General features: G+C 62.7%; 20 protein-coding genes. 14 read left to right on the plus strand and 6 right to left on the minus strand.

Features of this window, described 5'->3' with window-relative positions; translation table 11 throughout:
- The first annotated feature begins 148 nt into the window (after nt 1-148).
- The 3 genes from Q0063_RS11495 (at nt 149) to Q0063_RS11505 (ending at nt 2,779) form a co-directional block, all read left to right on the plus strand.
- Nucleotides 149-1,159 (plus strand): ATP-dependent 6-phosphofructokinase, encoded by a 1,011-nt coding sequence (locus Q0063_RS11495; RefSeq protein ID WP_297872120.1) that lies wholly within the window; start codon nt 149-151, stop codon nt 1,157-1,159.
- Nucleotides 1,160-1,309: 150 nt separating this feature from the next.
- Complete coding sequence (locus Q0063_RS11500) at nt 1,310-2,338, plus strand: aldo/keto reductase (protein ID WP_297872121.1); 1,029 nt, start codon at nt 1,310-1,312, stop codon at nt 2,336-2,338.
- 9 nt (nt 2,339-2,347) lie between these two features.
- Nucleotides 2,348-2,779, plus strand: a complete 432-nt coding sequence (locus Q0063_RS11505) for a hypothetical protein (protein ID WP_297872122.1) — start codon at nt 2,348-2,350, stop codon at nt 2,777-2,779.
- Nucleotides 2,780-2,857: 78 nt separating this feature from the next.
- On the opposite strand, the gene Q0063_RS11510 is transcribed toward Q0063_RS11505, so the two are convergent.
- The 3 genes from Q0063_RS11510 to Q0063_RS11520 all read right to left on the minus strand — a co-directional run bounded on the left by Q0063_RS11510 (nt 2,858) and on the right by Q0063_RS11520 (nt 4,885).
- Nucleotides 2,858-3,475, minus strand: a complete 618-nt coding sequence (locus tag Q0063_RS11510) for a pentapeptide repeat-containing protein (RefSeq protein ID WP_297872123.1) — start codon at nt 3,473-3,475, stop codon at nt 2,858-2,860.
- Nucleotides 3,472-4,122, minus strand: coding sequence for an HAD family phosphatase (locus tag Q0063_RS11515; protein WP_297872124.1), 651 nt, complete (start codon nt 4,120-4,122; stop codon nt 3,472-3,474). The genes Q0063_RS11510 and Q0063_RS11515 overlap by 4 nt, the downstream gene beginning before the upstream one ends.
- Before the next feature lie 139 nt (nt 4,123-4,261).
- Nucleotides 4,262-4,885 carry a DNA-3-methyladenine glycosylase gene (locus Q0063_RS11520; RefSeq protein WP_297872125.1) on the minus strand — a complete coding sequence of 208 codons (624 nt, stop codon included), beginning with the start codon at nt 4,883-4,885 and terminating at the stop codon, nt 4,262-4,264.
- 91 nt (nt 4,886-4,976) lie between these two features.
- Here Q0063_RS11520 and Q0063_RS11525 point away from each other — a divergent pair, with 91 nt between their 5' ends.
- From Q0063_RS11525 to Q0063_RS11540, 4 genes are all read left to right on the plus strand, one after another.
- Nucleotides 4,977-5,912, plus strand: a complete 936-nt coding sequence (locus Q0063_RS11525) for a DMT family transporter (protein ID WP_297872126.1) — start codon at nt 4,977-4,979, stop codon at nt 5,910-5,912.
- Between the two features lie 14 nt (nt 5,913-5,926).
- Nucleotides 5,927-6,442, plus strand: coding sequence for a GNAT family N-acetyltransferase (locus Q0063_RS11530; protein WP_297872127.1), 516 nt, complete (start codon nt 5,927-5,929; stop codon nt 6,440-6,442).
- Between the two features lie 186 nt (nt 6,443-6,628).
- Nucleotides 6,629-7,354 (plus strand): WecB/TagA/CpsF family glycosyltransferase, encoded by a 726-nt coding sequence (locus tag Q0063_RS11535; protein WP_297872128.1) that lies wholly within the window; start codon nt 6,629-6,631, stop codon nt 7,352-7,354.
- Nucleotides 7,351-8,022, plus strand: coding sequence for a thymidylate kinase (locus Q0063_RS11540; protein ID WP_297872129.1), 672 nt, complete (start codon nt 7,351-7,353; stop codon nt 8,020-8,022). The genes Q0063_RS11535 and Q0063_RS11540 overlap by 4 nt, the downstream gene beginning before the upstream one ends.
- A gap of 141 nt (nt 8,023-8,163) precedes the next feature.
- Here Q0063_RS11540 and Q0063_RS11545 read toward each other — a convergent pair whose 3' ends face one another.
- Entirely contained in the window at nt 8,164-8,409 is a 246-nt protein-coding gene (locus tag Q0063_RS11545) for a hypothetical protein (RefSeq protein WP_297872130.1), read from the minus strand.
- A 327-nt stretch (nt 8,410-8,736) separates the two neighbouring features.
- Between Q0063_RS11545 and mltG the strand changes: the two genes are divergently transcribed.
- Genes mltG through Q0063_RS11560 form a run of 3 tightly spaced genes read left to right on the plus strand, consistent with a single transcriptional unit; the run spans nt 8,737 to nt 12,571 of the window.
- On the plus strand, nt 8,737-9,903 hold the full coding sequence (mltG, locus tag Q0063_RS11550) for an endolytic transglycosylase MltG (protein ID WP_297872131.1): 1,167 nt from the start codon (nt 8,737-8,739) through the stop codon (nt 9,901-9,903).
- Complete coding sequence (locus Q0063_RS11555) at nt 9,893-11,146, plus strand: U32 family peptidase (protein ID WP_297872132.1); 1,254 nt, start codon at nt 9,893-9,895, stop codon at nt 11,144-11,146. The genes mltG and Q0063_RS11555 overlap by 11 nt, the downstream gene beginning before the upstream one ends.
- 27 nt (nt 11,147-11,173) lie before the next feature.
- Nucleotides 11,174-12,571, plus strand: a complete 1,398-nt coding sequence (locus tag Q0063_RS11560; RefSeq protein ID WP_297872133.1) for an NAD(P)/FAD-dependent oxidoreductase — start codon at nt 11,174-11,176, stop codon at nt 12,569-12,571.
- 55 nt (nt 12,572-12,626) lie between these two features.
- Here Q0063_RS11560 and Q0063_RS11565 read toward each other — a convergent pair whose 3' ends face one another.
- Nucleotides 12,627-13,820, minus strand: a complete 1,194-nt coding sequence (locus Q0063_RS11565) for a helix-turn-helix transcriptional regulator (protein WP_297872134.1) — start codon at nt 13,818-13,820, stop codon at nt 12,627-12,629.
- A gap of 233 nt (nt 13,821-14,053) precedes the next feature.
- Here Q0063_RS11565 and Q0063_RS11570 point away from each other — a divergent pair, with 233 nt between their 5' ends.
- The 4 genes from Q0063_RS11570 (at nt 14,054) to Q0063_RS11585 (ending at nt 20,803) form a co-directional block, all read left to right on the plus strand.
- A complete protein-coding gene (locus Q0063_RS11570) occupies nt 14,054-14,569 on the plus strand; it encodes an RNA polymerase sigma factor (protein ID WP_297872139.1) in 516 nt (171 codons plus the stop codon).
- On the plus strand, nt 14,538-15,608 hold the full coding sequence (locus Q0063_RS11575; protein WP_297872135.1) for a hypothetical protein: 1,071 nt from the start codon (nt 14,538-14,540) through the stop codon (nt 15,606-15,608). The genes Q0063_RS11570 and Q0063_RS11575 overlap by 32 nt, the downstream gene beginning before the upstream one ends.
- A 576-nt stretch (nt 15,609-16,184) precedes the next feature.
- Nucleotides 16,185-16,568, plus strand: coding sequence for a BlaI/MecI/CopY family transcriptional regulator (locus Q0063_RS11580; RefSeq protein ID WP_297872136.1), 384 nt, complete (start codon nt 16,185-16,187; stop codon nt 16,566-16,568).
- Nucleotides 16,565-20,803 (plus strand): M56 family metallopeptidase, encoded by a 4,239-nt coding sequence (locus Q0063_RS11585; protein ID WP_297872137.1) that lies wholly within the window; start codon nt 16,565-16,567, stop codon nt 20,801-20,803. Before Q0063_RS11580 ends, Q0063_RS11585 begins: the two co-directional genes overlap by 4 nt.
- A gap of 341 nt (nt 20,804-21,144) precedes the next feature.
- On the opposite strand, the gene Q0063_RS11590 is transcribed toward Q0063_RS11585, so the two are convergent.
- Nucleotides 21,145-22,524, minus strand: coding sequence for a S1C family serine protease (locus Q0063_RS11590; RefSeq protein WP_297872138.1), 1,380 nt, complete (start codon nt 22,522-22,524; stop codon nt 21,145-21,147).
- Nucleotides 22,525-22,806 lie beyond the last annotated feature (282 nt).

The following is a 22,806-nucleotide window of genomic DNA, read 5'->3' on the forward strand; positions in this document are numbered from 1 at the left end:
ACTGTCTCCTGAATCCCTCGGATATTTGTACTATTCTTGAAAATTGATTTCCCTGCCCACCCTACTTGACATCTTGCTTTAACGGCGGTATCATGTTATACAGGAGTGAAACGGCTTTGCCGGTGAAATTCTTCAGGAGGGTTTTCTTATGGAAAAAAAGGTTAGACGGATCGGCGTACTCACCAGCGGCGGCGACGCGCCGGGCATGAACGCGGCGGTCCGGGCGGTGGTTCGGGCCTCCATTGCCAGAGGCATCAGCTGCATCGGCATCCGCCGGGGCTGGAACGGCCTGATTAACAGCGACTTTGTACCGCTGACCTCTTCCAGCGTCAGCCATATCATCAACAAGGGCGGAACCATGCTCTACACCGCCCGGAGTCTGGAATTTATGGAGGAGGCGGGCCGGGCCAAGGCTCTGGCCACCTGTCGTCTGCTGGGTCTGGACGGCATTGTGGCCATCGGCGGCGACGGCACGTTCCGGGGCGCTCTGGCCATCTCCCGCCAGGCGGCCAAGGACAACATGAGCCTCCGGGTGGTGGGCATCCCGGCCACCATTGACAATGATATCGGATGCTCCCACTACACCATCGGCTTTGACTCCGCGTGCAACACAGCCATTGAATGCATTGATAAGCTGCGGGATACCATGCAGTCCCACGAACGCTGTTCCGTGGTGGAGGTCATGGGACGCCACGCCGGCTATCTGGCCCTGTACGTGGGCATTTCCGTAGGTGCCACCGCTGTGCTGATTCCCGAGCGGGAACCGGATTTCGAGCGGGACATCGTGGAGAAAATCCGCCGGGCCCGGCTGGCGGGGACCACCCATTACATGGTCGTCGTGGCCGAGGGCGCCGGAAGCGCCATGGAAATCGCGGACCGCATTCACAGCGAGCTGGGCATTGATCCCCGGGTCACCGTGCTGGGCCACATCCAGCGGGGCGGCTCCCCCACCGCGCGGGACCGGGAAACCGCCAGCCGCATGGGCTATGAGGCGGTGAAGGTCCTGGCCGAGGGCGAGGGCAACCGCATCGTGGGCATTCAGGACGGACGCCTGGCGGACCTTGAGATGGAGGAGGCCCTGGCTATGACCAAGCCCTTCCAGATGGACCGCTATCAGATTCTCGAGGCTCTGACCAACAGCTGCGGCCCCGACTTCTGATCCCCTCTTCCGAGAGAAAAAGACCAAAAAAGGCTCACCCGCGATTCGGGGACATCTCAATCCCCGGCAGAGCGGCGGCAGCCGGGATACATAAAAAACGGAGGCCGGGGGCGCTTTGTCCCTGGCCTCACGACAAATCAGGAGGATTTCATGGAAAAAGTCAGACTGGGCCGCACGGAGCTGATGGTGACAAAAACCGCCTTCGGCGCTCTGCCCATCCAGCGCATTCCCAGGGCCGACGCGGTGAAGCTGGTCCGCCGGGCCTTTGACGCCGGCATCAACTACTTCGACACCGCCAACGCCTACACCGACAGTGAAGAAAAGCTGGGCGAGGCCCTGGAGGGAATCCGTTACGAGGCGGTCATTTCCACCAAGAGCATGGGCAGGGACAAGGCCACGGTCCTGCGCCACATCGAGCAGAGCCTGCGCAGCCTGCGGACGGACTGCATCGACCTCTTCCAGTTCCACAACCCGGCGGAGCTGCCGGACATCGAGGACCCTGACGGGCCCTTTGCCGCCGCCCTGGAGATGAAGCAAAAGGGCTACATCCGGCACATCGGCATCACCAACCACCGTCTGCACATCGCCCAGGCCGCCATTGACTCCGGAAATTTTGAGACCCTCCAGTTCCCCTTCTGCTACCTGACCACGGACAAGGAGCTGGGTCTGGTGGAGGCCTGCCGCGGAGCGGACATGGGCTACATCGCCATGAAAGGCCTGTCCGGCGGCCTGCTGAACAACGCCGAGGCCTGCTATGTGTTCATGAAGCAGTATCCCAACGTGGTCCCCATCTGGGGCATTCAGCATGAATGGGAGCTGGACCAGTGGCTGGAGCTCGCCAAGCGGGACCCCGGTATGACGCCTGAAATTCAGGCCGTTATTGAGGCGGACCGGAAGGAGCTGGTGGGCAGCTTCTGCCGCTCCTGCGGCTACTGCCTGCCCTGCGCCGCCGGCATCGACATCCCCCAGGCGGCCCGGATGTCCGCCCTCCTCCGCCGTTCGCCCTACCAGAAATACATGAGCGACGAATGGCACGCCAAAATGCACCAGATTGAGAACTGCGTCCACTGTGACGCCTGCAAGAGCCGCTGCCCCTACGGTCTGGACACCCCCAATCTGCTGGTGGAGATGCTGAAGGACTACGACGCCTTCTATGCCGAGCACCATGCCGGTACATGAGGAGGAGCCATGCTGTTTCAGAACGAGTCCGCCAGTCTGGAGCTGAGGGTGACGGCCTATGAGTTCCCGCCGGACGCAGGAGACCGGGAGGACCGGAACTGGCTGGTTCTCCGGTGCACCTGGACCGACGAGGAGGGAACCATCCGCAAAGACTCCAATCCCTGCCTGACAACTCAAGAGCTCCGGGAGCTCACCGCCGGGCTGAAGGTGCTGAACGCCGGAATCAGGGACGCCTATGAGAGTGATTTCCTGGCCGCCGGCCTGTCCCTGAACGCCCGGCCCGCGGGGGAGGATTTTCAGGTGGATGTGTCCTTCCTCCTGCCCAACACCATGGACGGAGACGACACCGCCGAGCTCACCTGCCCCATGACGAAAGCGGAGCTGAAGGCCCTTGTCGACGAGCTGGACGGCCTGTGCAAAAAATTCCCGGAACGGCCCTAAGGCCGCTTCCCCTCCCTGCCGCCGGAGGGTTATAAGGAATCAAGAGAAACGGTCCGTTTTACGGACCGTTCCTGCTTTTTATGGAACCACCTCAATGCCCAGAATCCGGGCCACCACCGCCGCCTGCTGCGTGTTGATCTTCGCACCCCTGAGCTCCTGGCAGGAGGCGGACAGAACGACACGGTCCAGGGTGCAGCGGGAGAGGTCCAGCCCCTTCAGACTGGCCCGGAACAGCTCCGCCCCGGTGAAGTTTGTCTGTTCCAGGACGGTCTTTTTAAAAACCGCCTCCAGCAGAGACGATTCGGTGAAATCGCAGTCCGTCAGGGCGCAGCGCTCCCACAGCACAGCAGAAAAATTTCCGTAGCGCAGCAGCGCGCCGGTAAAACGGCAGTCCCTGAAGCGGCTGTTCCGGAAGTCCCCTCCGTCGGCCTTGCAGCCGTCCAGACGGCAGTCCTTCCAGAAGCTCCGGGGCAGGCGGCAGTCCGTAAAGGCGCATTGGGAGAAAGCGCAGCCGTAAAAGGCGGCGGCGTCAAAATCGCACCCGGCGAAGCGGACCCCCTGAAAAACAGTCTCCCGGCAGGTGATGTCCGAGAGGTCCAGCCCCTCCGCCGTCTGCCCCTCGAAGCGCAGGCAGGCCATCCGGTCCCCCTCCTCCCGGGCGGCGGCCAGGGCCCTTTCAAAGAAGGCATCGCTCATGATCTCCGCTCTTTCCGCTCCGGCAGAAGGAGCTCCTCAAAGCTCTTGATATACACGTCGCAAAAGCTCCGCATAGCCCGTTCGTCCTGGGCAAACAGATGGTCGTAGACCCCCACCACCCGCATTCTGGCGGCCCGGGCCCCCTTGCAGGCGGAGAGGCTGTCGTCGAAAACCGTGCAGTCCTCGGGCCGGACCCCGGCGGCACGGGCCGCCTCCAGCCAGATGTCCGGGCTGCGCTTCTCCAGCCTCAAATCGTGGGCAAAGGTGACGCCCTCGAAATACTTCTCCAATCCCAGCTGCCCCAGGGCCGTGCGGCAGTGCTCCGGCACACTGGAGGTCACCACCGCCATCCGCCGTCCTTCAGCCCGGCACTGCTTCAGATAGGCCCGGACGCCGGGCTTCACCGGCACATGGGCATAGGCATCCTTGGCCAGCTCCATCCACTCCGCCATAATCTCCTCGCATGATTCCGGCAGACGGCAGAATTTCTTGGTGAACTCCGCCGCCAGGGGGAGGATGGTATGGGCCACGCCCTCATAATAGGCGTGGGTATAGGGCAGGCCCCGCCGGGCCAGAAACTCCCGGTCCACAGTCTTCCAGACCCCATTGGAATCTGTCAGCGTGCCGTCCATATCAAAGAAAAACATGCCCTGTATCCTCCTTTTCACTTCCGCCGCTCCGCGGTTTTTTCCTCCCGCCGCTCCGCGGTTTTTTCCTCCTGCCGCTCCGCGGCTTTTTGTTTCCCGCCTCCGGCAGGCGGCTCCTGCGTTCAGCCGGCGGAACCGCCTACCGCGCTTCGTCCTCCAGCCAGAATCTCCAGGGGAAGTCCCTGGCCTCCTCGGCGTAATCCACGCCGATACGGGGCCCCGTCCGCAGCCGTTCCCGGGGAAGCTCCGGACGGGAGATCCCCGCGTCCTCCGGCGAATCGCAGAGAAACAGCCTGTCCCCCGTCAGGTCCATTCCGTTTTCGGCGCGGGTGAGGCACAGGGCCCGGCAGACCTTGCCGGGGCCGTCGGCCAGATGCCGCAGCCGCTGGGGCGTAAGGGGCCTGTCCCCGTAGCGCAGGCGGACCATGGTCTCCAGTCCCGCCACGGGCTGAATGGCCCGGAGCAGCACCGCGGCGGGCTCCCCCTCCGGCTCCGTGACGAAGTTCAGACAGTGGTGCATACCGTAAATCAGATAGATATAGGCATGGCCCGGCGGGGCGAACAGAATCTCCGTCCGGGACGTCCTGCGGTAGTTGTAGGCGTGGCAGGCCTTGTCGCAGCGGCCGATATAGGCCTCGGTCTCCGTCACGCGGCCCGCCAGAGTCTCGCCGCTGTCCAGACGGCGAATCAGGTACTTCCCCAGCAGCAGCCGGGCGGCCGTCAGGGTATCCTGGCTGTAGAATTCGCGGGAAAGCCTTGCCATTTTCTCACCTCGGTGTTAAAATACCAATTTGTGTGGCTTTGCGACTGCGATGGTCACAGTATACCACGGATCACAGAACGGAGCAAGAGAAATGAAAGTCAACAGAGTCCGGCAGAACGTTCTGCCAATCCTGACCGCCCTGATCTGGGGCACCGCCTTCGTGGCCCAGAGCGTCGGCGCGGATTATATGGGAGCCTTCACCTTCAACGCGGCCCGGGCTGTCATCGCCTTCGTGTTTCTGCTGGGCCTGCTGGGCCTGCGGCGGCTCGTGCAGAAGAAGAGCGGCAGCCTCCAGCCCCTGGGAAGCCGCCGGGACCTGATGGTGGGTGGCCTGTGCTGCGGAACGGCCCTGACGGTGGCCAGCTACCTCCAGCAGAAGGGCCTGGAGACCACCACCTCCGGCAAGGCGGGCTTCATCACAGCCCTGTACATCGTTCTGGTGCCTATCATCGGCTGTCTGATGGGACGGCGTGTGCCCCGGGCGGTGTGGCTCAGCGTGGCGCTGGCGGTGGGCGGGCTGTACTGCCTCTGCATCACAGAGGACCTCTCCATCGCCGTGGGCGATTTTTACGTGCTGGCCTGCGCCCTCTGCTTCGCCGTTCAAATCATGACGGTGGACCATTTCAGCAGCCGGGTGGACGGCGTGGCCCTGTCCTGCGCCCAGTTTTTCGTCATGACCCTGCTCTCCTCCCTGGGCGTTCTGTCGGAGTCCCTGCCGGACCCGGCGCTGGCCTCAGTGTGGCTGCTGCCGGTGCTGTATGTGGGCGTATTCTCCAGCGGCGTGGCCTACACCCTCCAGATTCTGGCCCAGAAGGATTCGGACCCGGCGGTGGTCTCCCTGCTCATGAGCCTGGAGTCCGTTTTTGCCGCCATCGCCGGAGCCATCATCCTGGGGGACCGCATGAGCGGGCGGGAGTATTTCGGATGCGCGCTGATGCTGGCGGCGGTGGTGCTGGCCCAGATTCCCCTGCCTGACGCGGGGCGGAAGGCGGCTCCGGACTGCCGAGGCCCCTTTGCCGAGAGCTGAAAGGGAGTGGTTCTGTGGACATCAGACAGGAAACCCCAGCCGATTACGAAGCGGTGTATCAGCTGGTCCGGGAGGCCTTCGCCTCGGCGGAGCTCAGCGACGGCCGCGAACAGGACCTGGTGGCCGCCCTGCGGAACAGTCCCGCGTTCATTCCGGAGCTGTCCCTTGTGGCAGTTGAGGACGGAAACATCGTCGGGCATATCCTTTTTACAGAGGTACGGGTGGGCGCGGAAACCGCCCTGGCGCTGGCGCCGCTGTCGGTGCTGCCCTCCCGTCAGCGGCGGGGAATCGGGCTGGCGCTGATGGAGGCGGGCCATGACGCCGCCAGAAGGCTGGGCTACGGCTATTCCACTGTGCTGGGGCATCCCGGGTATTACCCGAAAGCCGGGTATGTGCCCGCCGGCGTCTACGGCATCCGGCCCCCCTTCGACGTCCCCGGCGAGGCGTTTATGGCCCTCCGGCTGGACAGCGGAGCCCCCCGTCTGGACGGCACGGTGCTGTACGACAGGGCCTTTGGCATAGAGGCATAAACGCCGCCGAAAACGGCGGCCCCGGGGTTGGACAAGGTCCGTCCGCTGTGATACAATATGATTTCCCATTTTTTTATTTAGGAATCATATCCCCGAAGCAGCCGGCGTATCCGGCATGATTTAACAGATGCGTCACAAAGCCGCCCCCGGCCTGTGATATGATGAAATCAGAGAGAAGGTGATTCCATGCGGATCGAAGTCCTCGGCGTGGGCTTTGACAATGTGACCATGGATGAGGCGGTGGACCGGGGCATGGCCCTGCTCCGCAGCGGCGGCCCTCACTATGCCGTCACGCCCAACCCGGAGATTGTGGAGGTCTGCCGGGAGAACCCGGAGGCGGCCCAGGCCGTCAACGGCGCGGACCTGGTGCTGGCGGACGGCGTCGGCGTGGTGATGGGGGCCCGGATGCTGGGCACGCCCCTGAAGGAAAAAGTGCCCGGCATTGAATTTGCAGCCCGTTTAATGGAAAAAATGGCAGAGGAGGGTCTGTCCCTCTATCTGCTGGGAGCCAAGCCCGGCGTCGCTGAGGCGGCGGGGGCGAGGCTTGCGGCGAAGTACCCCGGCCTGAAAATCGCCGGGACGCACGACGGCTATTTCCAGGAGGACGGTCCCATTGTGGAAGCCATCCGCCGGAGCGGAGCCGACGCGGCATTTATCTGTCTGGGAGCCCCCAAGCAGGAGCTTTGGATGTCGAGAAACGCCGCCGCCACCGGGGCAAGGCTGCTCTGCGGCCTGGGCGGGAGCCTGGACGTCTTCGCCGGAACGGTGAAACGGGCCCCGAAATTCTGGTCCGACCATGGATTGGAATGGTTCTACCGCCTTTGCAAAGAGCCCCGGCGCATAGGCCGGATGATGAAGCTGCCTCTGTTTCTGGTGCACATCCGGCAGGAAAAGAAGAGGAGCGGGAAATGAAGGGTACACTGATTGTATTCGAGGGCACCGACGGCTCCGGCAAGGCCACCCAGGCCAAACGCCTGCTGGAGAGCCTGACGGCCCGGGGCGTCCCCTGCCGCGAGATTGACTTTCCCCGGTACGGCAATCCCTTCGCGGAGCCGGCAAACCTCTACCTCCACGGTGCTCTGGGCAGTGCGCCGGGGGACGTGAGCGCTTATGCCGCCTCGGTGCTCTTCGCCGTGGACCGCTATGCCTCCTATAAGGAGGACTGGGGCGGGTTCTACGAGTCCGGCGGCGTGGTGGTGGCCAACCGTTATGTAACTTCCAATGCCGTCCACCAGGCGTCCAAGCTGCCGGAGGGGGAACGACGGCCCTTCCTGGACTGGCTTTTCGACCTGGAGTATAACCGGCTGGGTCTGCCCAGGCCGGACCTGGTGCTGTATTTGGATATGCCGGTGGAGGTCTCGGAACAGATGCTCCGCCGCCGGGAGAACGCCACAGGCACCTCCGCCGACATTCACGAGCAGGACGGAGACTATCTCCGCCGCTGCCGGGAGAGCGCCGGAGCCATCGCCCGTGATCTGGGCTGGCGGGTAATCAGCTGCGCGGAGCGGGGCCGTCCCCGGCCGCTGGAGGAGATTCACCGGGAGGTGTCCGCCCTGGCGGATCAGTGCCTGTCCCGCTGACAGGCGGCAAAAGCGGGACGCCGAAGCGTCCCGCCCCCTTCCCGCTGTGTCTTGCCCCGCTGACGCGGCGCACCCTTTGAACGCAAAGGGCCGCCGCGAAAGCAGATGTACGAAACGGCCCGGGGAATTGCCGTGAAACGGTCAGCAGCAGGTATCGTTGCAGGTGCAATTGCAGTTGCAGTTGCAGCCGCAGCCGTTCCCACAGCCGTTTCCGCATCCGCAGCCGCAGCTGCTTCCGCAGCCACAGCCGTTTCCGCAGCCGTTCCAGCCGCCGCAGCCCCAATTGCCGCCCCAGCTGTTCCCGGTACCGCCGCAGCAGCAGCACAGCAGGACCACGATGATGATGAGCCACAGGCAGGAGTTCTCGTTTCCGTTGTTAAAGCACATATCTGTCACCTCACTTGGATTTGAGATATCCTATGCGCCAAAAAGGCAAAGGGGGCCTGACCGTCCGAAAATTGTCTCGTCCTTTTTTGGGGACAGGCAAAGCGGGCGCAGGGGGGCCGCGCGGAAAACGCCCGGAACAGCGGAACGGACGGGCCCCCTCCCTCGCAATGGGGCGTTTGCCGCGGGGAACGCCGGAAGAAGCGGAACGAAGCGCGGCTTTTGGCGGCGCTGCCGGCGGAAGCGCAAAACGCGCGCTGGAACAACGATGAAAAGAACCGGCTCCCGGGGAGCCGTATCCGCGCCGTGACGGCGCAAGGAGGTTTTGCAATGTCTGATATGAAACGCGGCGACACCGCCAGCTGGGATCAGAGGCAGGTCCGGCGGGAAACCCAGCCCCACCCTCCCGCCGGAAAGAAGCGCCGCCGGAAGCGGAAGAGCCTTCTGAACCGCTTTCTGATGCTGATTCTCCACATTCTGTTTGTGGCCCTGGCATCGGTGCTGCTGGGCAGCTTCGGCTGGATGCTGTTCTCCGATTTCTGCTCCTTCAACTGCCCCATCCCCGACACCACCATTCAGGTCACGTCATCGGACAACATTGACACCATCGCGGACAAGCTGGAGGACGCGGGCCTGATTCAGTACAAATGGTTTTTCAAGCTCTACGCCGGCTTCACCGACGCGGAGGATGAAATTGCCATCGGAGCCTACACCCTCAACGGGGACATGGACTACCACGCCCTTGTGGCGGGCATGCGGAGCACCTCCGCCAGTATCAGCGACGACACCGTTCAGGTCACGATTCCGGAGGGCTATACCGTGGCCCAGACCATTGCGGTGCTGGCGAAAAACGGCGTCAACACCGAGGAAGCCCTGCTGGAGGCTGCCCGGACGGCGGATTTTGACTACAGCTTCATCGACAACGATTCCGAGGACATCAGCCGTCTGGAGGGCTATCTCTTCCCGGACACCTATGAGTTCTACGTGAACGAGCGGCCCGCCAGCGCCCTGAACCGCCTGATTAAAAACTTCAACCGGAAGATGGACGACGATCTGCTGGCGGCGGCGGCGGAACGGGGCTACGACCTGCACAAAATCATCACCATCGCCTCTCTGATTGAGAAGGAAACCGACGGAACCGACCAGGCCCGCATCGCCTCCGTCATCTTCAACCGTCTGGAGGGCGAGGGGGACAAGGCCGGCACCTACGGCCTGCTCCAGGTGGACGCCTCCCTGCTGTATGCCCTGCCGGGCCACACGGGGGCCATCACCCAGTCGGACCTTCAGACCAACTCCCCCTATAACCTCTATCAGAACGCGGGCCTGCCCCCCACCCCCATCGCCAACCCCGGTCTTGCCGCCATTGAGGGCGCTTTGCAGCCGGAGGAAACCAATTACTACTACTATGCCCTGGGCAAAGACGGCAAGCATCACTTCTTTGCCACCTACAACGAACACCTGGCCTTCCTGAACAGCGGCGAGTACTATGGAAACTAAGAGGAACAAACCGGAGCTGCTGGCTCCGGCGGGAGACATGGAGCGCCTGCGCATGGCGGTGCTCTACGGGGCGGACGCGGTATACCTGGCGGGGACGGATTTTGGAATGCGGGCCTTCGCGGGGAACTTTTCCCCGGAGAACCTGCGCTCCGCCGTGGACTTTGCCCACGCCCACGGCGTCCGGGTCCACTGCACCGTGAACACCATGCCCCGGAACGACGAGGCGGACCGCCTCCCCCCTCACCTGGAGCTGCTGGAGGACGCCGGGGTGGACGCGGTGATTCTGGCGGACCTGGGGGCCTTTCAGCTGGCGGGGCGGTACGCCCCCCATGTCCAGCGCCATGTCTCCACCCAGGCCGGCGTCACCAACTACCTGGCCGCCCAGGCCTGGCATGACCTGGGGGCCAGCCGGGTCATTCTGGCCCGGGAGCTGAGCCTGGAGGAAATCCGCACCATCCGGGAGAAGACTGCGCCGTCCCTGGAGCTGGAGGCCTTCGTCCACGGGGCCATGTGCGTCAGCTACTCGGGACGGTGCCTCCTCAGCAACTATATGACGGGCCGGGACTCCAGCCGGGGGGCCTGCGCCCAGCCCTGCCGCTATCACTATGCCCTCATGGAGGAGAAGCGCCCCGGCGAGTTCTTCCCCATTGAGGAGGACGGCCAGGGCAGCTACATCATGAACTCCCGGGACATGTGCATGGTCGATCATCTGGAGGACCTGTTGTTCCTGGACAGCCTGAAAATCGAGGGCCGGGCCAAGTCCGCCTACTACGCCGCCATTGTCACCGGGGCCTACCGCCACGGTCTGGACGCCGCGGCCGCCGGCCTCCCTCCGGACCCCGTGTGGCGGGAGGAGGTGGAGCGGGTCAGCCACCGGCCCTATTCCACCGGATTTTTCTACGGACAGCCGGGACAGTATTATGAGCACTCCCGCTACATCCGGGAATGGCAGGTGGCCGCCGTGGTCACAGACTGCGACGGGGCGGGAAACGCCGCGCTGTCCCTGCGGAACAAGTTCCGCGCCGGGGACGCCCTGGAGGTTGTGGGGCCCGGCCTGCGGCCCTTCTCCATGACCGCGCCGGAGATGACCGACGGGGACGGCCTGCCCCTGTTTGAGCCCCGGACGCCCCGGATGGTATTCCGTATGAAGCTGCCCCGGCCCGTGCCCCCCTGGAGCGTGGTCCGCCGGGCTGTGAGCCTGTCCCCCAGGCAGGCGGACGAAACAGAAGAAAACGCCCTTTGAGGCGGAACAAAAGAGAGGAGACGCGCAATGAATACGGACGTCGTGATCGTGGGCGCAGGGCCCGCCGGTATTTTCACCGCTCTGGAAATGCTGAAAAAGGGAAGCAAACAGAAAATCGTCATGGTGGAAAAGGGGCAGAGCGTGGAAAACCGCCGCTGCCCCAAGCACCAGACCAACAAATGCATGAGCTGCAAGCCTTACTGCCACATCACCACGGGGTTCTCCGGCGCGGGGGCCTTTTCTGACGGAAAGCTGTCGCTGAGCTATGAGGTGGGCGGCGACCTGCCTACGCTGATTACTCCGGATCTGGCCCAGCAGACCATTGACTATGCCGACAGAATCTATCTGGATTTCGGCGCGGACACCCACATCGAGGGGCTGGAGCACGAGGAGGAGCGGAAGGAAATCCGCAAGCGGGCCATTCAGGCGGGTCTCAAGCTGGTGGACTGCCCCATCCGCCACATGGGCACGGAGAAGGCCCACGACATCTATCTGGGCATCGAACAGTATCTGCTGAACAACGGCGTGGAAATTTATTTCGGCCACGAGTGCCGGAACCTGATTCTGGAAAACGATGTATGCCGGGGCGTCCTTGTCTCCGACGGGCGGCAGGAGTTTGAGATTCACGCCAGACACACGGTGGTGGCCACCGGCCGCCGGGGCGCGGACTGGCTGGAAAAGCTCTGCGCCGAGCACAACATCGCCCACGCCCCCGGCACCGTGGACATCGGCGTCCGGGTGGAGGTCCGCAACGAGGTTATGGAGATGGTCAACCGGGTCCTTTACGAATCCAAGCTGGTGGGCTGGCCCAAGCCCTTCAAGAACAAGGTCCGGACCTTCTGCCAGAACCCCGGCGGCTTTGTCAGTCAGGAAAATTATGACAACGACCTGGCGGTGGTCAACGGACATTCCTACAAGGAATACAAAAGCAACAATACCAATCTCTCTATCCTCTGCTCCCATAATTTCAGCATCCCCTTCAACCAGCCCATCGCCTATGCCCAGAAGGTGGGAGAGCTGACCAATATGCTGGCCAACGGTCAGATTCTGGTCCAGCGCTTCGGGGACATTCTGGACGGAAAGCGCACCTGGCAGAAGGAGCTGGCCCAGTCCAACGTCCGACCCACCCTGCCCGACGCCGTGGCGGGAGACATCACCGCCGCCATGCCCTACAGGGCCATGCTGAACATCATCGGCTTCATCCAGGCCATGGACTACGTGGTCCCCGGCTTCGCCTCCTCCGAAACGCTGCTGTACTCCCCGGAGCTGAAATTCTACTCCAACCGGGTGAAGATGGACACAGATTTCAACACCAGCCTCCAGGGGCTCCACTGCCTGGGGGACTCCTCCGGCTGGACCCGGGGCCTGATGATGTCCTCCGCCATGGGGGTGCTCATGGGCCGGAAGCTGGCGGAGGAAGGATAACCAGAAACCTCAAGAAAAATCAGGGCCCAACGGCCCTGATTTTTGCTGTTTTGTATCATTCCTCTGTCCGGGGCTCCCATGAAGGAGACGCCTTTCCAATGACGTCTCCTTCATCCGGCACAGTTTCCGAATAACCGTCAAGGTCCGTATGTCCCTCCCTGCCCACAGCCCCTGCCCGGGGCTCGAAGTCACGACCCCCATGGTCAGCGATAATCCCCTCATCCAAAGCGTTTCTTGAAGTGATGCTGCTGAGGTCCAGATTTTCATCCGGCTCATCCATGCCCGTGTGCATGGGCTCCACATAGACCCGGCACTCCGCGGTCTGGCCGTTCCACTGGGCGGTGACGATGGCCGTGCCGGGACTGACGGGAAAGAGGGCTCCAATGTCGGTGACCTCCACAACGCCGGGGTCTGAGGAGGTCCAGACGATTTCCTCCTCAGGAGCGCCGGAGGCCCGCAGCACTATGTAAGGCTCGTCCTCCTCGTCCATAAAAAGCGTGGCCCTGATGGGAATTGTCAGAACTTGCGGTTCCTCCGGGGTCTCCGGATACGGCGTCGCCACATTCAGCGTCTCCGTGACCCGGGCCCCTCCGCCGCACTCCAGCACGATTTCCAGATGCGCCGACAGCTCCTCCGGGATGTCCCAGGCGAAGAGGGCGAAGTCCCGGCCCTCCCCCGCCGCCTGGACCGCCAGCTGTTCCCGGTATTCCAGAGTCTCTGTTCCCGTGGGGGTCAGGAACAGCGAGGCGGCATTGACGGTGTGCTCGGTCCCGTCCTCAAACGTCACCAGGAGATAGACCCGGACGCCCGGGTCCAACAGATACCACCCGGCGCCGGCCTGGGGGTTATACTGAAGCTGTCCGGCGTCCTCATTGAAGAAGTAGACGCCGGTCACATACGGTTCTGAGGAATGGACCACGTTTGTCTTCGGTGTGAGAGCTATGAAAATCACGCTGGAGAACAGAGCCAGCAGTACCAGCACCCCCAGGACCAGAAATACCGCCCGCTTCCAGCTCCAGAAGGGCGCTCTGGCCGCGGGCCTTGCCCCGGAAACGGCGGCCTCCTCCGGCACGGGGAACGTAACCCCTAACACCTCTTCCAGCAGCTTCAAATTCTCCGGGCTGGGGACCGAAGCCCCCAGCTCCCACTTGCTGACGGCCTGGCGGCTGACCTCTAACCGCTCCGCCAGGTCCTCCTGGGTCAGCTTCATTTCCTCTCTGGCCTGCTTGATGATATCAGAGATATTCATAGACAGCTCCTCCTTTCGGCGTTTCCCAAACATGTTTCATGAGGTCATTGTATCAGGTTGCGCCGGTTGCGTCCACCAACCAGGCCCGCAACCGGCCCGGTTGCGTGGAAATTTTGATTTTTTGACTTCTTTGATTTTTGAATTTTTTGACCGGACTGCCAGATTTCAGGGTCCTTATTCGTTTTATCAGCAGAACGGGCCGTTCCAAAGGAGATGATTTTACGAGAGATACAATCACCTATTCCCGCCGGGAGGCGGAGGCGCTGGTGGAGCGCTGGGCGGACACGGTGCTGCGTGTGGGCTACACCTGGACCGGCAGTTCCCAGGACGCTCAGGACGTGTGCCAGACGGTGCTTTTGAAGCTGCTGACGGACCCCCGCCGCTTCCCGGAGGAGCGGCAGGAAAAGGCCTGGGTGCTGAGAGTGACCGTCAACTGCTGCAAGGACCTGAAAAAATCCGCCTGGGCCCGCCGCCGGGTATCCCTGGACGCCCTGGGGGCGGCGGAGGCGGCGGCAGTACTGCCGGATCTGGAGGAAAGCCCGGTGCTCCGGGCGGTGCAGGCCCTGCCGGAGAAGTACCGGCAGGCGGTGTATCTGCGGTACTACGAGGAATACGAGCTGGAGGAAATCGCCGCGGTGATGGGCTGCCGGACCGCCCAGGTCAGCACCTGGCTCTACCGGGGCAAGGCCAGACTGAGGACCATGTTAGGAGGCATGTATGGAACTGAACAAAAATGCTTATCGGAATGAGCTGGACCGTGTCCGCTGGACGGAGGCGGGCAAGGCGGCCCTGACGGACGCCCTGATGGACGCCCCCGTTTCCCGGCGTCCCCGGTGGGTGAAGCGGGGCGCGGCGGCGGCTCTGGCGGCGGCACTGCTGGTGGGAACGGCCATGGCGGCGGCGGGGCCCGTCTGGGAGCGGTTTTTCGGCAGTCTGGACCAGGACCAGCAGGAGGTCATCGACACCCTCAGCCAGGAGCTTCCTCCGGCGGAGTCCAACGGAACCACCATGACCCCCCTGGCGGCCTTCGGGGACCAGGATTTTTACTACCTGATGCTGGAGATCACCCCTCCGGATGGAACGGTTTTGCCGGTTTACAGTCCGGACGAGGGATTCTACCAGCTCTCAGACGGTAATGGGGACCATATCACCCTGACCAACGGAGCGGGTGAAGACATCAACGGCGGCTGGGACTATGATTGGATGGAGCGGTCCGGCGAGGATGATAAGCTCACGGTTGTCATTCGCTTCTGGCCCAGGGAGGGCGTGGATTTCTCCGACGGAACGGATAAATTTCTTCATATCCCCGGTCTGTGGGTCCAGTTCCCGGACAAGGAGTATACGCCTGTGCTCACCGGCGGCTGGGATTTCAACATCGGGACCCACACCGGCGGCATTGAAAGCCGGACGCTGGATGTCTCCGGCATTACCACCGAACATGAGCTGTGCGAAAACCTGACGCTGGATTATTTGCGGATTTCCCCCCTGGGAATGCGCTGGCGCTACCACTGGACAGCCCCGGAGAAGAAGCCTGTACCCTCTGTTGAGGCGGTCGTCGGAGTTTCCGGAGAAGACGGCGAAGCCGCAGAGGTGCTTCAAGCGTTTGTGCCCGGTTCGGAGATCGTTGTGGTGATGGAGGACGGCAGAGAGGTTTCTCTGTCCGGCAATATGGGTTCCTGGGACGAAGAGGCGCACTGGAATGAATCCTACGGCCCCTTTGAAACCCCCATCGACCTCAGCAGGGCCGTGGCCGTCCGCTGGGGCACGGCGGAAATCCCCCTGACCTAAGAACCTGTATTCACAACCGCCGCACGCCGTCCGGCCGGTCTTTTTCCCGCCATACTGCGCCGGTTTTTCCTTCGCCATACGTCAGTATGGCAAGGGTACGAAAAATCTCCTTGTCTGACGAGAAAAGTCCTCGCCCATCCGGCATCCCTCAGCTATGAATACAGGTTCTATAGCAAACATCATCATTCCCGGCAGGCGAGCCGGCCCCCACGGGCGGACCTGTAGGGGCCGCCGCCTTCGGCGGCCCTTTGCCCGTAATTTTGAAGCTTGCCATAAATCACGCAGACAAGGCGGCGCGGTTTTACACCGCGCCGTCTTTTCCGCCAGGGAAATCAATTTTGCTCCCTAACTTTCCAAATTTCTATCGAAGCAAATACAGCGAACTTTCATTCGGTCCACATAATTTCAGCCCTGCAACGAAAATCATGTCAAAACAAATGCTTAGACGGCAGGCAAGATTTCCAAATTCAAGAAATTGATTTCCGTGCTTTTCCGCCGGAAGAGGTTGACAAACGTCTACCTTTCTGCTATCCTAATGGTAGACATTCGTATACCTTTCAGAAAGGAGGCAGAGCAATGGCAGCGCAAATCAATCTCTCCGACAGTGAATGGAGGCTGATGAACCGGCTCTGGGCCAGTCAGCCCCAGACCATCACGGAGCTGACGGCGTCGCTTCGGGAGGAAACAGGCTGGAGCAAGAACACCGTCATCACCATGCTCTCCCGGCTGGAGGCCAAAGGGGCCGTCCGCCACGAGGAGGGCGCACGGGCAAAACGCTATTTTGCCGCCGTTCAAAAGCAGGACGCCGCCCGGACAGAAACCCAGCACTTTCTTTCCAAGGTCTACGGCGGCAGCCTGGGCCTGATGATGAGCGCCATGGTGGAAAGCCGCCAGCTCAGCGAGGCGGACATTGCGGAGCTGTCCGCGATTCTCAACAAGGCGGGAGGTGCTGAGGGATGAAAGAGATTTTATTGACCTCCTCCGTGCTGATTCTGTCTCTTCTGGCCCTGCGGCGGCTGTTCCGCGGCAGCCTTTCCCGCCGGGTGCAGTATGCCCTTTGGGGGCTGGCGGCGCTGCGACTGCTGGTTCCCGTCAGCCTTCCGGCGGCGTCATTCAGCCTCATGACGGCGGCGGAGCCGGTGGCGTCCAGCCTGGAGGGCCAGGCCCTCTATATATCCCCCTCTCAGATCACGCTGACCGCTCCGGAGGGGGAAACCCTTCCCTCCTACAGCTATAAGGACGACCCCCGCATCACCTTGGGCCCCTCTTCCCCGGACAACGTCTATACCTTTACTAACCACAATCAGGTTGTCCACTCGGTGGAATACGCCTGGCAAATCAATCTGAAAGACCTGCTGCGGCCCGTCTGGTATGCCGGCATGGCGGTGATGGCCTGCTGGTTCCTGCTCTCCAACCTCCGTTTCCGGCGAAAGCTCCTGAACAGCCGGAAGCCCTGTGCCGCGGAGGGCTGCTCCTGCCCGGTCTACCTGGTGGAGGAGGGCCTGCCCTCCCCCTGCCTCTTCGGCCTCTTCCGGCCCGCCATCTACCTGACCCCCGCCGCCCTGAACACGCCGGAGCGCCTCCGCCACGTGCTGGCCCACGAGGAGACCCACGCCCGGCACCTGGACCCCCTGTGGTCCCTCCTCCGGGCCCTCTGCCTGACGGTCTACTGGTTCGACCCTCTGGTCTGGCTGGCGGCTCTGGTCTCCCGGACGGACTGCGAGCTGGCCTGTGACGAGGGGGCCCTCCGCCGCCTGGGGGAGGACCAGCGCATCCCCTACGGTCAGACCCTGCTGTCCCTCATCCCGGTGCGCCGGGGCCCGGCGGACCCCATGCTTTCCGCCACCACCATGACGGCGGACAAACGCCAGCTGAAGGACCGCATCACCCGCATTGCCGAGAACCGCCGGCCCCTGGGGCTTGCCCTCTTCGCCGTTGTGGCTCTGGCGGCGCTGATCTGCGCCGTCACCTTCACCGGGGCGAAAACCGACAGCCGCCTCACGGCGGACGAGGCCCTGTCCGCCTTGGCGGAGGAGCTGGGGGCGGAGGACGGATTTTATGGCGAGCGTCTGATCGTCTTCACCCCGGAGACCCAGACGGAGACCATCCGCCTGGACCAGGGGGAGCTGCTCCGGGTCTACTGGGGGGCGCCCTACCTTCTGTCCTCCGATCTGCGCAGCCCCATGGGCTGGCTCTGCTCCCTCTACCGGCTGGAGGGTATCACCGAGCCGGAGCCGGTCCCCGACCGGGTCACCCAGATCATCGGCTCGGACGGGAGCCACACCTATACACTGGCCTGGCCCGCCCAGCCCCCGGAGGTCAAACACAGCCAGACCCAGGGCGGAGCCCTGATGAACGCCGTGCTGGGCCGTGTCCAGGAGACCCATCTCCACTGTCTGGACCAGGAAGCCCCGGCGGATGGCCAAAGCCTGACCCAGGAAGAGCTGGCAGCCTTCGGGCAGGACTTCACCCTCCGCGGCGGCGACGGGTCCCCCAACCTCCGGCGGCAGTTCCTGACCTCCTTCTACGCCCGGCCCCAGGACATCGACCTGATTCAGCTTTTCTACAACGGCGCGGGAGACCTGGCCCCCGGGGAGGGCAGTCAGGAATATTCCGATGCGGACCTGGACGGGGACTTCGAGCGCCGGCGCTCCGAGGGACAGGAGCTGATAAAGCTCAGCCGCACCGGCATGGACGCCGTGCTGAAGCTGTATACCGGCGTCTCCCTCAAGGACGCACAGGAGGACGGTCTCTCCAACAAATACACGTTCGTGACGGCCTATGACGCCTATTACTTCTTCAAGCACCCCGGAGACAGCAACGCGCTCCAGGACGTCTATTTCATCTACGGAACCCGGGAGGACGGCCTGGTCCGGCTCTATTACAAGGCCGGGGACCTCTTCCCCCGCTATGAGGGTCTGGTCTGCCTGACGCTGGAGGAGCGGCCCGGCGGCGGCTACCGCATTTTCTCCAATCAGCCGGCGGACCGCCTCCCCATCGTCTATCCCCCCGCCAGAACCGTCATTCCCCTGGAGGGCCTGGAGCCCTATGAGCCCCAGCCGGCGGAGCATATCCCTGTACCCTATGACCATCTGGAAATGCTGGGCGGGCCCGCCTCCGATGACGGAAATATCCTGGGGGACTACTGCGTCAGCTTCTACACCGGCGGCGGAAAATACTTCGCGGGCATCCAGAATGTGTTCCGAAGCTCCTTCCCCCCGGCCTTCCTGGAGCTGTCCGACAGCTTCAGCATGACCTATTTCCGGAACCTCTTCGGTCATGACGGCTTTTGCATCGAATACGAGCGGGAGAACCTGCCGGTCTGCGATTATTACTTTCTGAACGAGGAAGGCTGGCCCATGCTGCTGGCCCGGATGGGCCGGGACAGCTGGCCTCTGGATCTGGACGGCGACGGACGGAACGAGCTGGTCTCCGCCTTCGATGCCCGAATCGTCCTGGAGCGGGACGGCAAGCTGTACGACGTGGACGTAGAGGCTCTGGTACAGGAGGCCTGGCCCGAGGCCGAGAGCATTGCCTATAACGACTGGGACACCGAAAACCGCTGCCTCTCCCTCTCCGGCTATGTGCCATTGGAGGCAAACGGGCCGGAGCCGGTCCGCGGCCTGGCCCTTCGGGCGCTGTATTACGACGGGGCAAACCTGCTCCTCTGCGCCGACCCCCGCCGCCCCGGCGGGGACTCGGACCACATGCTGGGGGGCCGCTGCGACGCCCCCGCCGAGGCCATTGCCGCCGCCCAGGAGCTGGCCGTCTCCGGTCTGGCCCGGCGGCAGCAGGAGGACGGCCCCGCCTATGACGACTGGCGGGTCTGCACCCTCACCGGGCCCTTCTCCGAAACCGTCTCCGGCCTGGAATACGAAATCTGGCAGACGGACTATGAGCTCCACACCCCCACGCCGGAGCTGGCGGCGACGGCGGGCAGCGCCTACCTCACCGAGGACAGCTGGGTGGGCAGCAGCCGGCCCAGCTACCTGGTCTTCCGGCTGGAACATTCCGATGAGCCGCCCTACACCCGCCGGGACTCTCTCTTTGCCCTGGAGAACAGCGATACGGCCCCCGGCTCCCAACAGTTCCGGAGTGAGCTGGTATCCCAGCTGCAAATCTCCGGACTGCTCAGCCTGGACCAGATGGAGGGACCGGACCTGCTCCGTCAGTTCCGCTCCAGACCGGAACAGACCATGGAGATGGCCGGGGCCCTGCCGGACTTCCGGCGGGACAACGCTTTGGAGACTCTGGCGGCAGAGCTGAGGGCCGCGGGGAACGGCTCCTGGCGGAGCACCCGGCAGCGGCTGGAGACCGCCCAGCTCACCCGGAACGGCCCGGAGGCCTGGGAGCGCCTTCAAGCGCTTCTGGAGGGGACGATTCCCTCCGTACCCCCGGCGGCGGAGGCCGCCCAGACGGCCATGACGGACCTGATTTCTCAGGAACGAATCTATCTGACCCTCCATGACGGCGGGGAACACAACACCCGCGGCACGGACCCCCAGGCAGGGGAAGGCCCCAGGCGGGAAAAATATTTCACCGCCGACTATGATTGGACCTATGTTCCAAACCCCGGCACAGTGCCCCAGAATACCGCGTCCCTTGGAATTGCCGCGCCGGAAAAGGACCTGAACCTCATGTTCTGGGAGGGCAGCAATCTGGTGCTGCTCCGTCGGGGGGAGGAATCGGTCTGGCTTGAAGCGGTCTGCAATCTCCCCCAGCCGGACCCCTTCCTTATAGACATCTTCGGTTATATGCGTCTGTGGTATGACGACGTGGAGCTGGAAGGGCTCCGGGGCGGTGCGCTCACGGTTCCCGACCGGGGACAGGGGCCTCTGGACATCGCTGAGACCTGGGTGGAGAACTACACCCGGGCCCACCTCCTCTGCACTCCCGGCAGCCGCTGGGCCTATACCTATGACCGGACGGTGGTGGAGCTGGAGGAGGACCTGACGCCGGAGACCGTCTCCGGCTGGCCGGAGGATGAGGAACGTATCTACTTCTCCTATCACGAGATTTTTGTCCTGGAGAACGACGGCGCCTACACCCTCAGCGGGAACCTGTCGGGGAACGCCGCCGCCTATGAGGGCGAATACGGCGAGGCCCCGGAGGGGGCGCAGATCAAATGGCTGATTGGCTATCTCCGCAAAACGGAGGAGGGCTGGCGGCTGGGCCAGCTGGGCACCAGCCCCTGAGCCGCTTTTTTCCAAAGGAAACATACTCAGGCAATCTACCGGACCCATTCCCCCGGCAGGCTGAAAGGCCGGTCCCTTACGGGACCGGCCTTCCTGTTCCGTGGCGCTCTGTCAGTCAGAGTCCGCGGGTCCATTTCTGCATTTTCTGCATTCTGTTCATGTCTGTATTCCGGAACATGTCTTTTGTCCTGGCGGATACCGCCTTACTTTCATTTATATTCAGCCTCTCCCCGTCCGCCGCATGGCGGCTGTTTGCCCTGCCGCAGCTGCTGCCGCGAAGCCGCCCCGGACCTGAAGAGGGATTCCACGTGTTCGCCGTTCCGCTGTTGGGAAAACCCGGCTCAGCCGAAGAAGTAGCGGAACATGTCGAAGGGATCATAGGAACCGCCATTCCCGTACTCATAGTAATTGTTCCCGTTTTTCTGGTCCTGCTGGGCCTGCTGCTCCTGGACCTGTTCATCTCTGGGGGCCGCGCCCCAGGTGATTTCCACCGTAACGGTTCCGTCAGGCCGGTAGACCTCCAGGGTGGCGGTATCCCCAGCGGAATACTTCTTTTTCGCCAGGTTCAGGTCCTCCACCGTCTTGATTTCCGTGCCGTCCACTTTAGTGATGACGTCGCCCATTTTCAGGCCCGCCTTAGCGGCGGCGCTGTCGGGTTCCACGTAGTTGATGAAGACCCCGGCTGTGACGTCATAGTGGAACTGGGCCGCCGTGCCTTCCGTCAGCGTCTGAGGCGTGATGCCCAGATAGGGCCGGTTGCTGACATATCCGTTGGTCATGATGTCCTTGACCATGGAAAACACATCGTTGATGGGGATGGCAAAGCCCAGGCCCTCCACCGCTGTGCCGCTGGAAGACTGCGAATACTTGGCGGAGACGATGCCCACCACCTCGCCGAACTGGTTGAACAGCGGGCCGCCGGAGTTTCCGGGGTTGATGGAGGCGTCGGTCTGAATCATATTGAAGGGGGTTCCGTCCACATTGATGGCCCGGTCTACGCAGGAGACCATGCCGCCGCTCATGGAAAAGGTCAGCTCACCCAGCGGGTTGCCAATGGCCAGGACGTGGTCCCCCACGTTCAGGCTGCCGCTGTCCCCCAGAGTCACGGGCTGGAGATCCTCGGCCTCCACCTTGATGACCGCGATATCATAATCTTCTTCTCCCCCGATGTAGCGGGCGGAAAACTCATCGCCGTTGTACATGGTCACCGTCACCGTTTCCGCGTTTTTGACCACGTGGTAATTGGTGAGGATATAGCCGTCCTTGCTCAGCACAAAGCCGGACCCGGCGGAGGCGGACTGCACCGGCTGGCCGAAGAAGTTATAACCGGCGGTGGCGGAGGTCCGAATGGACACCACGCTGTTGACATTGGCGGCGTAGACCTCCGCGTCGCTCATCTGAGTTTTCCCGTCTACATTGTGGAGCGCCACCTGCGTAACGGGACGGCTGGAAACATTGATTTCGCTCTTGTTTCCAATGCCGGAGCCGGTGGCGGCCCAGACGGCTCCGCCGCCTGCTGCGCCGCCCAGCAGGGCGCAGGCCAGAGCCAGGGCGGTCATTTTCAGACCCATACGATTCTTTTTCACAGGCTTCATCTCCTGAACGGGCCCCTGGGGGCCGGACTGACTGCCGGCAGGGCCCACGTATTCCCGCTGATGGGGGAGCTCGCTGCCGTCCTTGCGGTAGGTATAGTCATACAGATTTTTCTCGTCATTATACATTGTGATCTTCCTCCTTATTATGTATCCCGTTTACTCTCTTCTTAGAAGATAAGATAACAAAGGATTTTGTCGAAAGTATGAACCGGGTTTGTCTGATTCCTGAATTTTCCCTGTCCTGAATCGCTGGGCTCAGTATAGGTCCCGGAGCTTAAAAAGGCCTGAAAGCTTTTTTAAGGAATTTTGAACGTATTTTGTTTCCTCTGCTTTCCGCCAGGCGTTTTTCCTGCGCGTTTTTCCTGCGCGTTTTTCCTGCGCGTTTTTCCTGCGCGTTTTTCCTGCGCG

The sequence above is a fragment of the uncultured Oscillibacter sp. genome, assembly GCF_947654275.1.
Classification (GTDB): Bacteria; Bacillota; Clostridia; order Oscillospirales; family Oscillospiraceae; genus Oscillibacter.

Coding starts and splice junctions, on each gene's coding strand:
- Q0063_RS11560 (WP_297872133.1), top strand. CDS start 11,174: ATGAATACGGACGTCGTGATCGTGGGCGCAGGGCCCGCCGGTATTTTC.
- mltG (WP_297872131.1), top strand. CDS start 8,737: ATGTCTGATATGAAACGCGGCGACACCGCCAGCTGGGATCAGAGGCAG.
- Q0063_RS11555 (WP_297872132.1), top strand. CDS start 9,893: ATGGAAACTAAGAGGAACAAACCGGAGCTGCTGGCTCCGGCGGGAGAC.
- Q0063_RS11535 (WP_297872128.1), top strand. CDS start 6,629: ATGCGGATCGAAGTCCTCGGCGTGGGCTTTGACAATGTGACCATGGAT.
- Q0063_RS11495 (WP_297872120.1), top strand. CDS start 149: ATGGAAAAAAAGGTTAGACGGATCGGCGTACTCACCAGCGGCGGCGAC.
- Q0063_RS11575 (WP_297872135.1), top strand. CDS start 14,538: ATGGAACTGAACAAAAATGCTTATCGGAATGAGCTGGACCGTGTCCGC.
- Q0063_RS11515 (WP_297872124.1), bottom strand. CDS start 4,122: ATGTTTTTCTTTGATATGGACGGCACGCTGACAGATTCCAATGGGGTC.
- Q0063_RS11545 (WP_297872130.1), bottom strand. CDS start 8,409: ATGTGCTTTAACAACGGAAACGAGAACTCCTGCCTGTGGCTCATCATC.
- Q0063_RS11580 (WP_297872136.1), top strand. CDS start 16,185: ATGGCAGCGCAAATCAATCTCTCCGACAGTGAATGGAGGCTGATGAAC.
- Q0063_RS11590 (WP_297872138.1), bottom strand. CDS start 22,524: ATGTATAATGACGAGAAAAATCTGTATGACTATACCTACCGCAAGGAC.
- Q0063_RS11525 (WP_297872126.1), top strand. CDS start 4,977: ATGAAAGTCAACAGAGTCCGGCAGAACGTTCTGCCAATCCTGACCGCC.
- Q0063_RS11505 (WP_297872122.1), top strand. CDS start 2,348: ATGCTGTTTCAGAACGAGTCCGCCAGTCTGGAGCTGAGGGTGACGGCC.
- Q0063_RS11540 (WP_297872129.1), top strand. CDS start 7,351: ATGAAGGGTACACTGATTGTATTCGAGGGCACCGACGGCTCCGGCAAG.
- Q0063_RS11520 (WP_297872125.1), bottom strand. CDS start 4,885: ATGGCAAGGCTTTCCCGCGAATTCTACAGCCAGGATACCCTGACGGCC.
- Q0063_RS11565 (WP_297872134.1), bottom strand. CDS start 13,820: ATGAATATCTCTGATATCATCAAGCAGGCCAGAGAGGAAATGAAGCTG.
- Q0063_RS11510 (WP_297872123.1), bottom strand. CDS start 3,475: ATGAGCGATGCCTTCTTTGAAAGGGCCCTGGCCGCCGCCCGGGAGGAG.
- Q0063_RS11585 (WP_297872137.1), top strand. CDS start 16,565: ATGAAAGAGATTTTATTGACCTCCTCCGTGCTGATTCTGTCTCTTCTG.
- Q0063_RS11500 (WP_297872121.1), top strand. CDS start 1,310: ATGGAAAAAGTCAGACTGGGCCGCACGGAGCTGATGGTGACAAAAACC.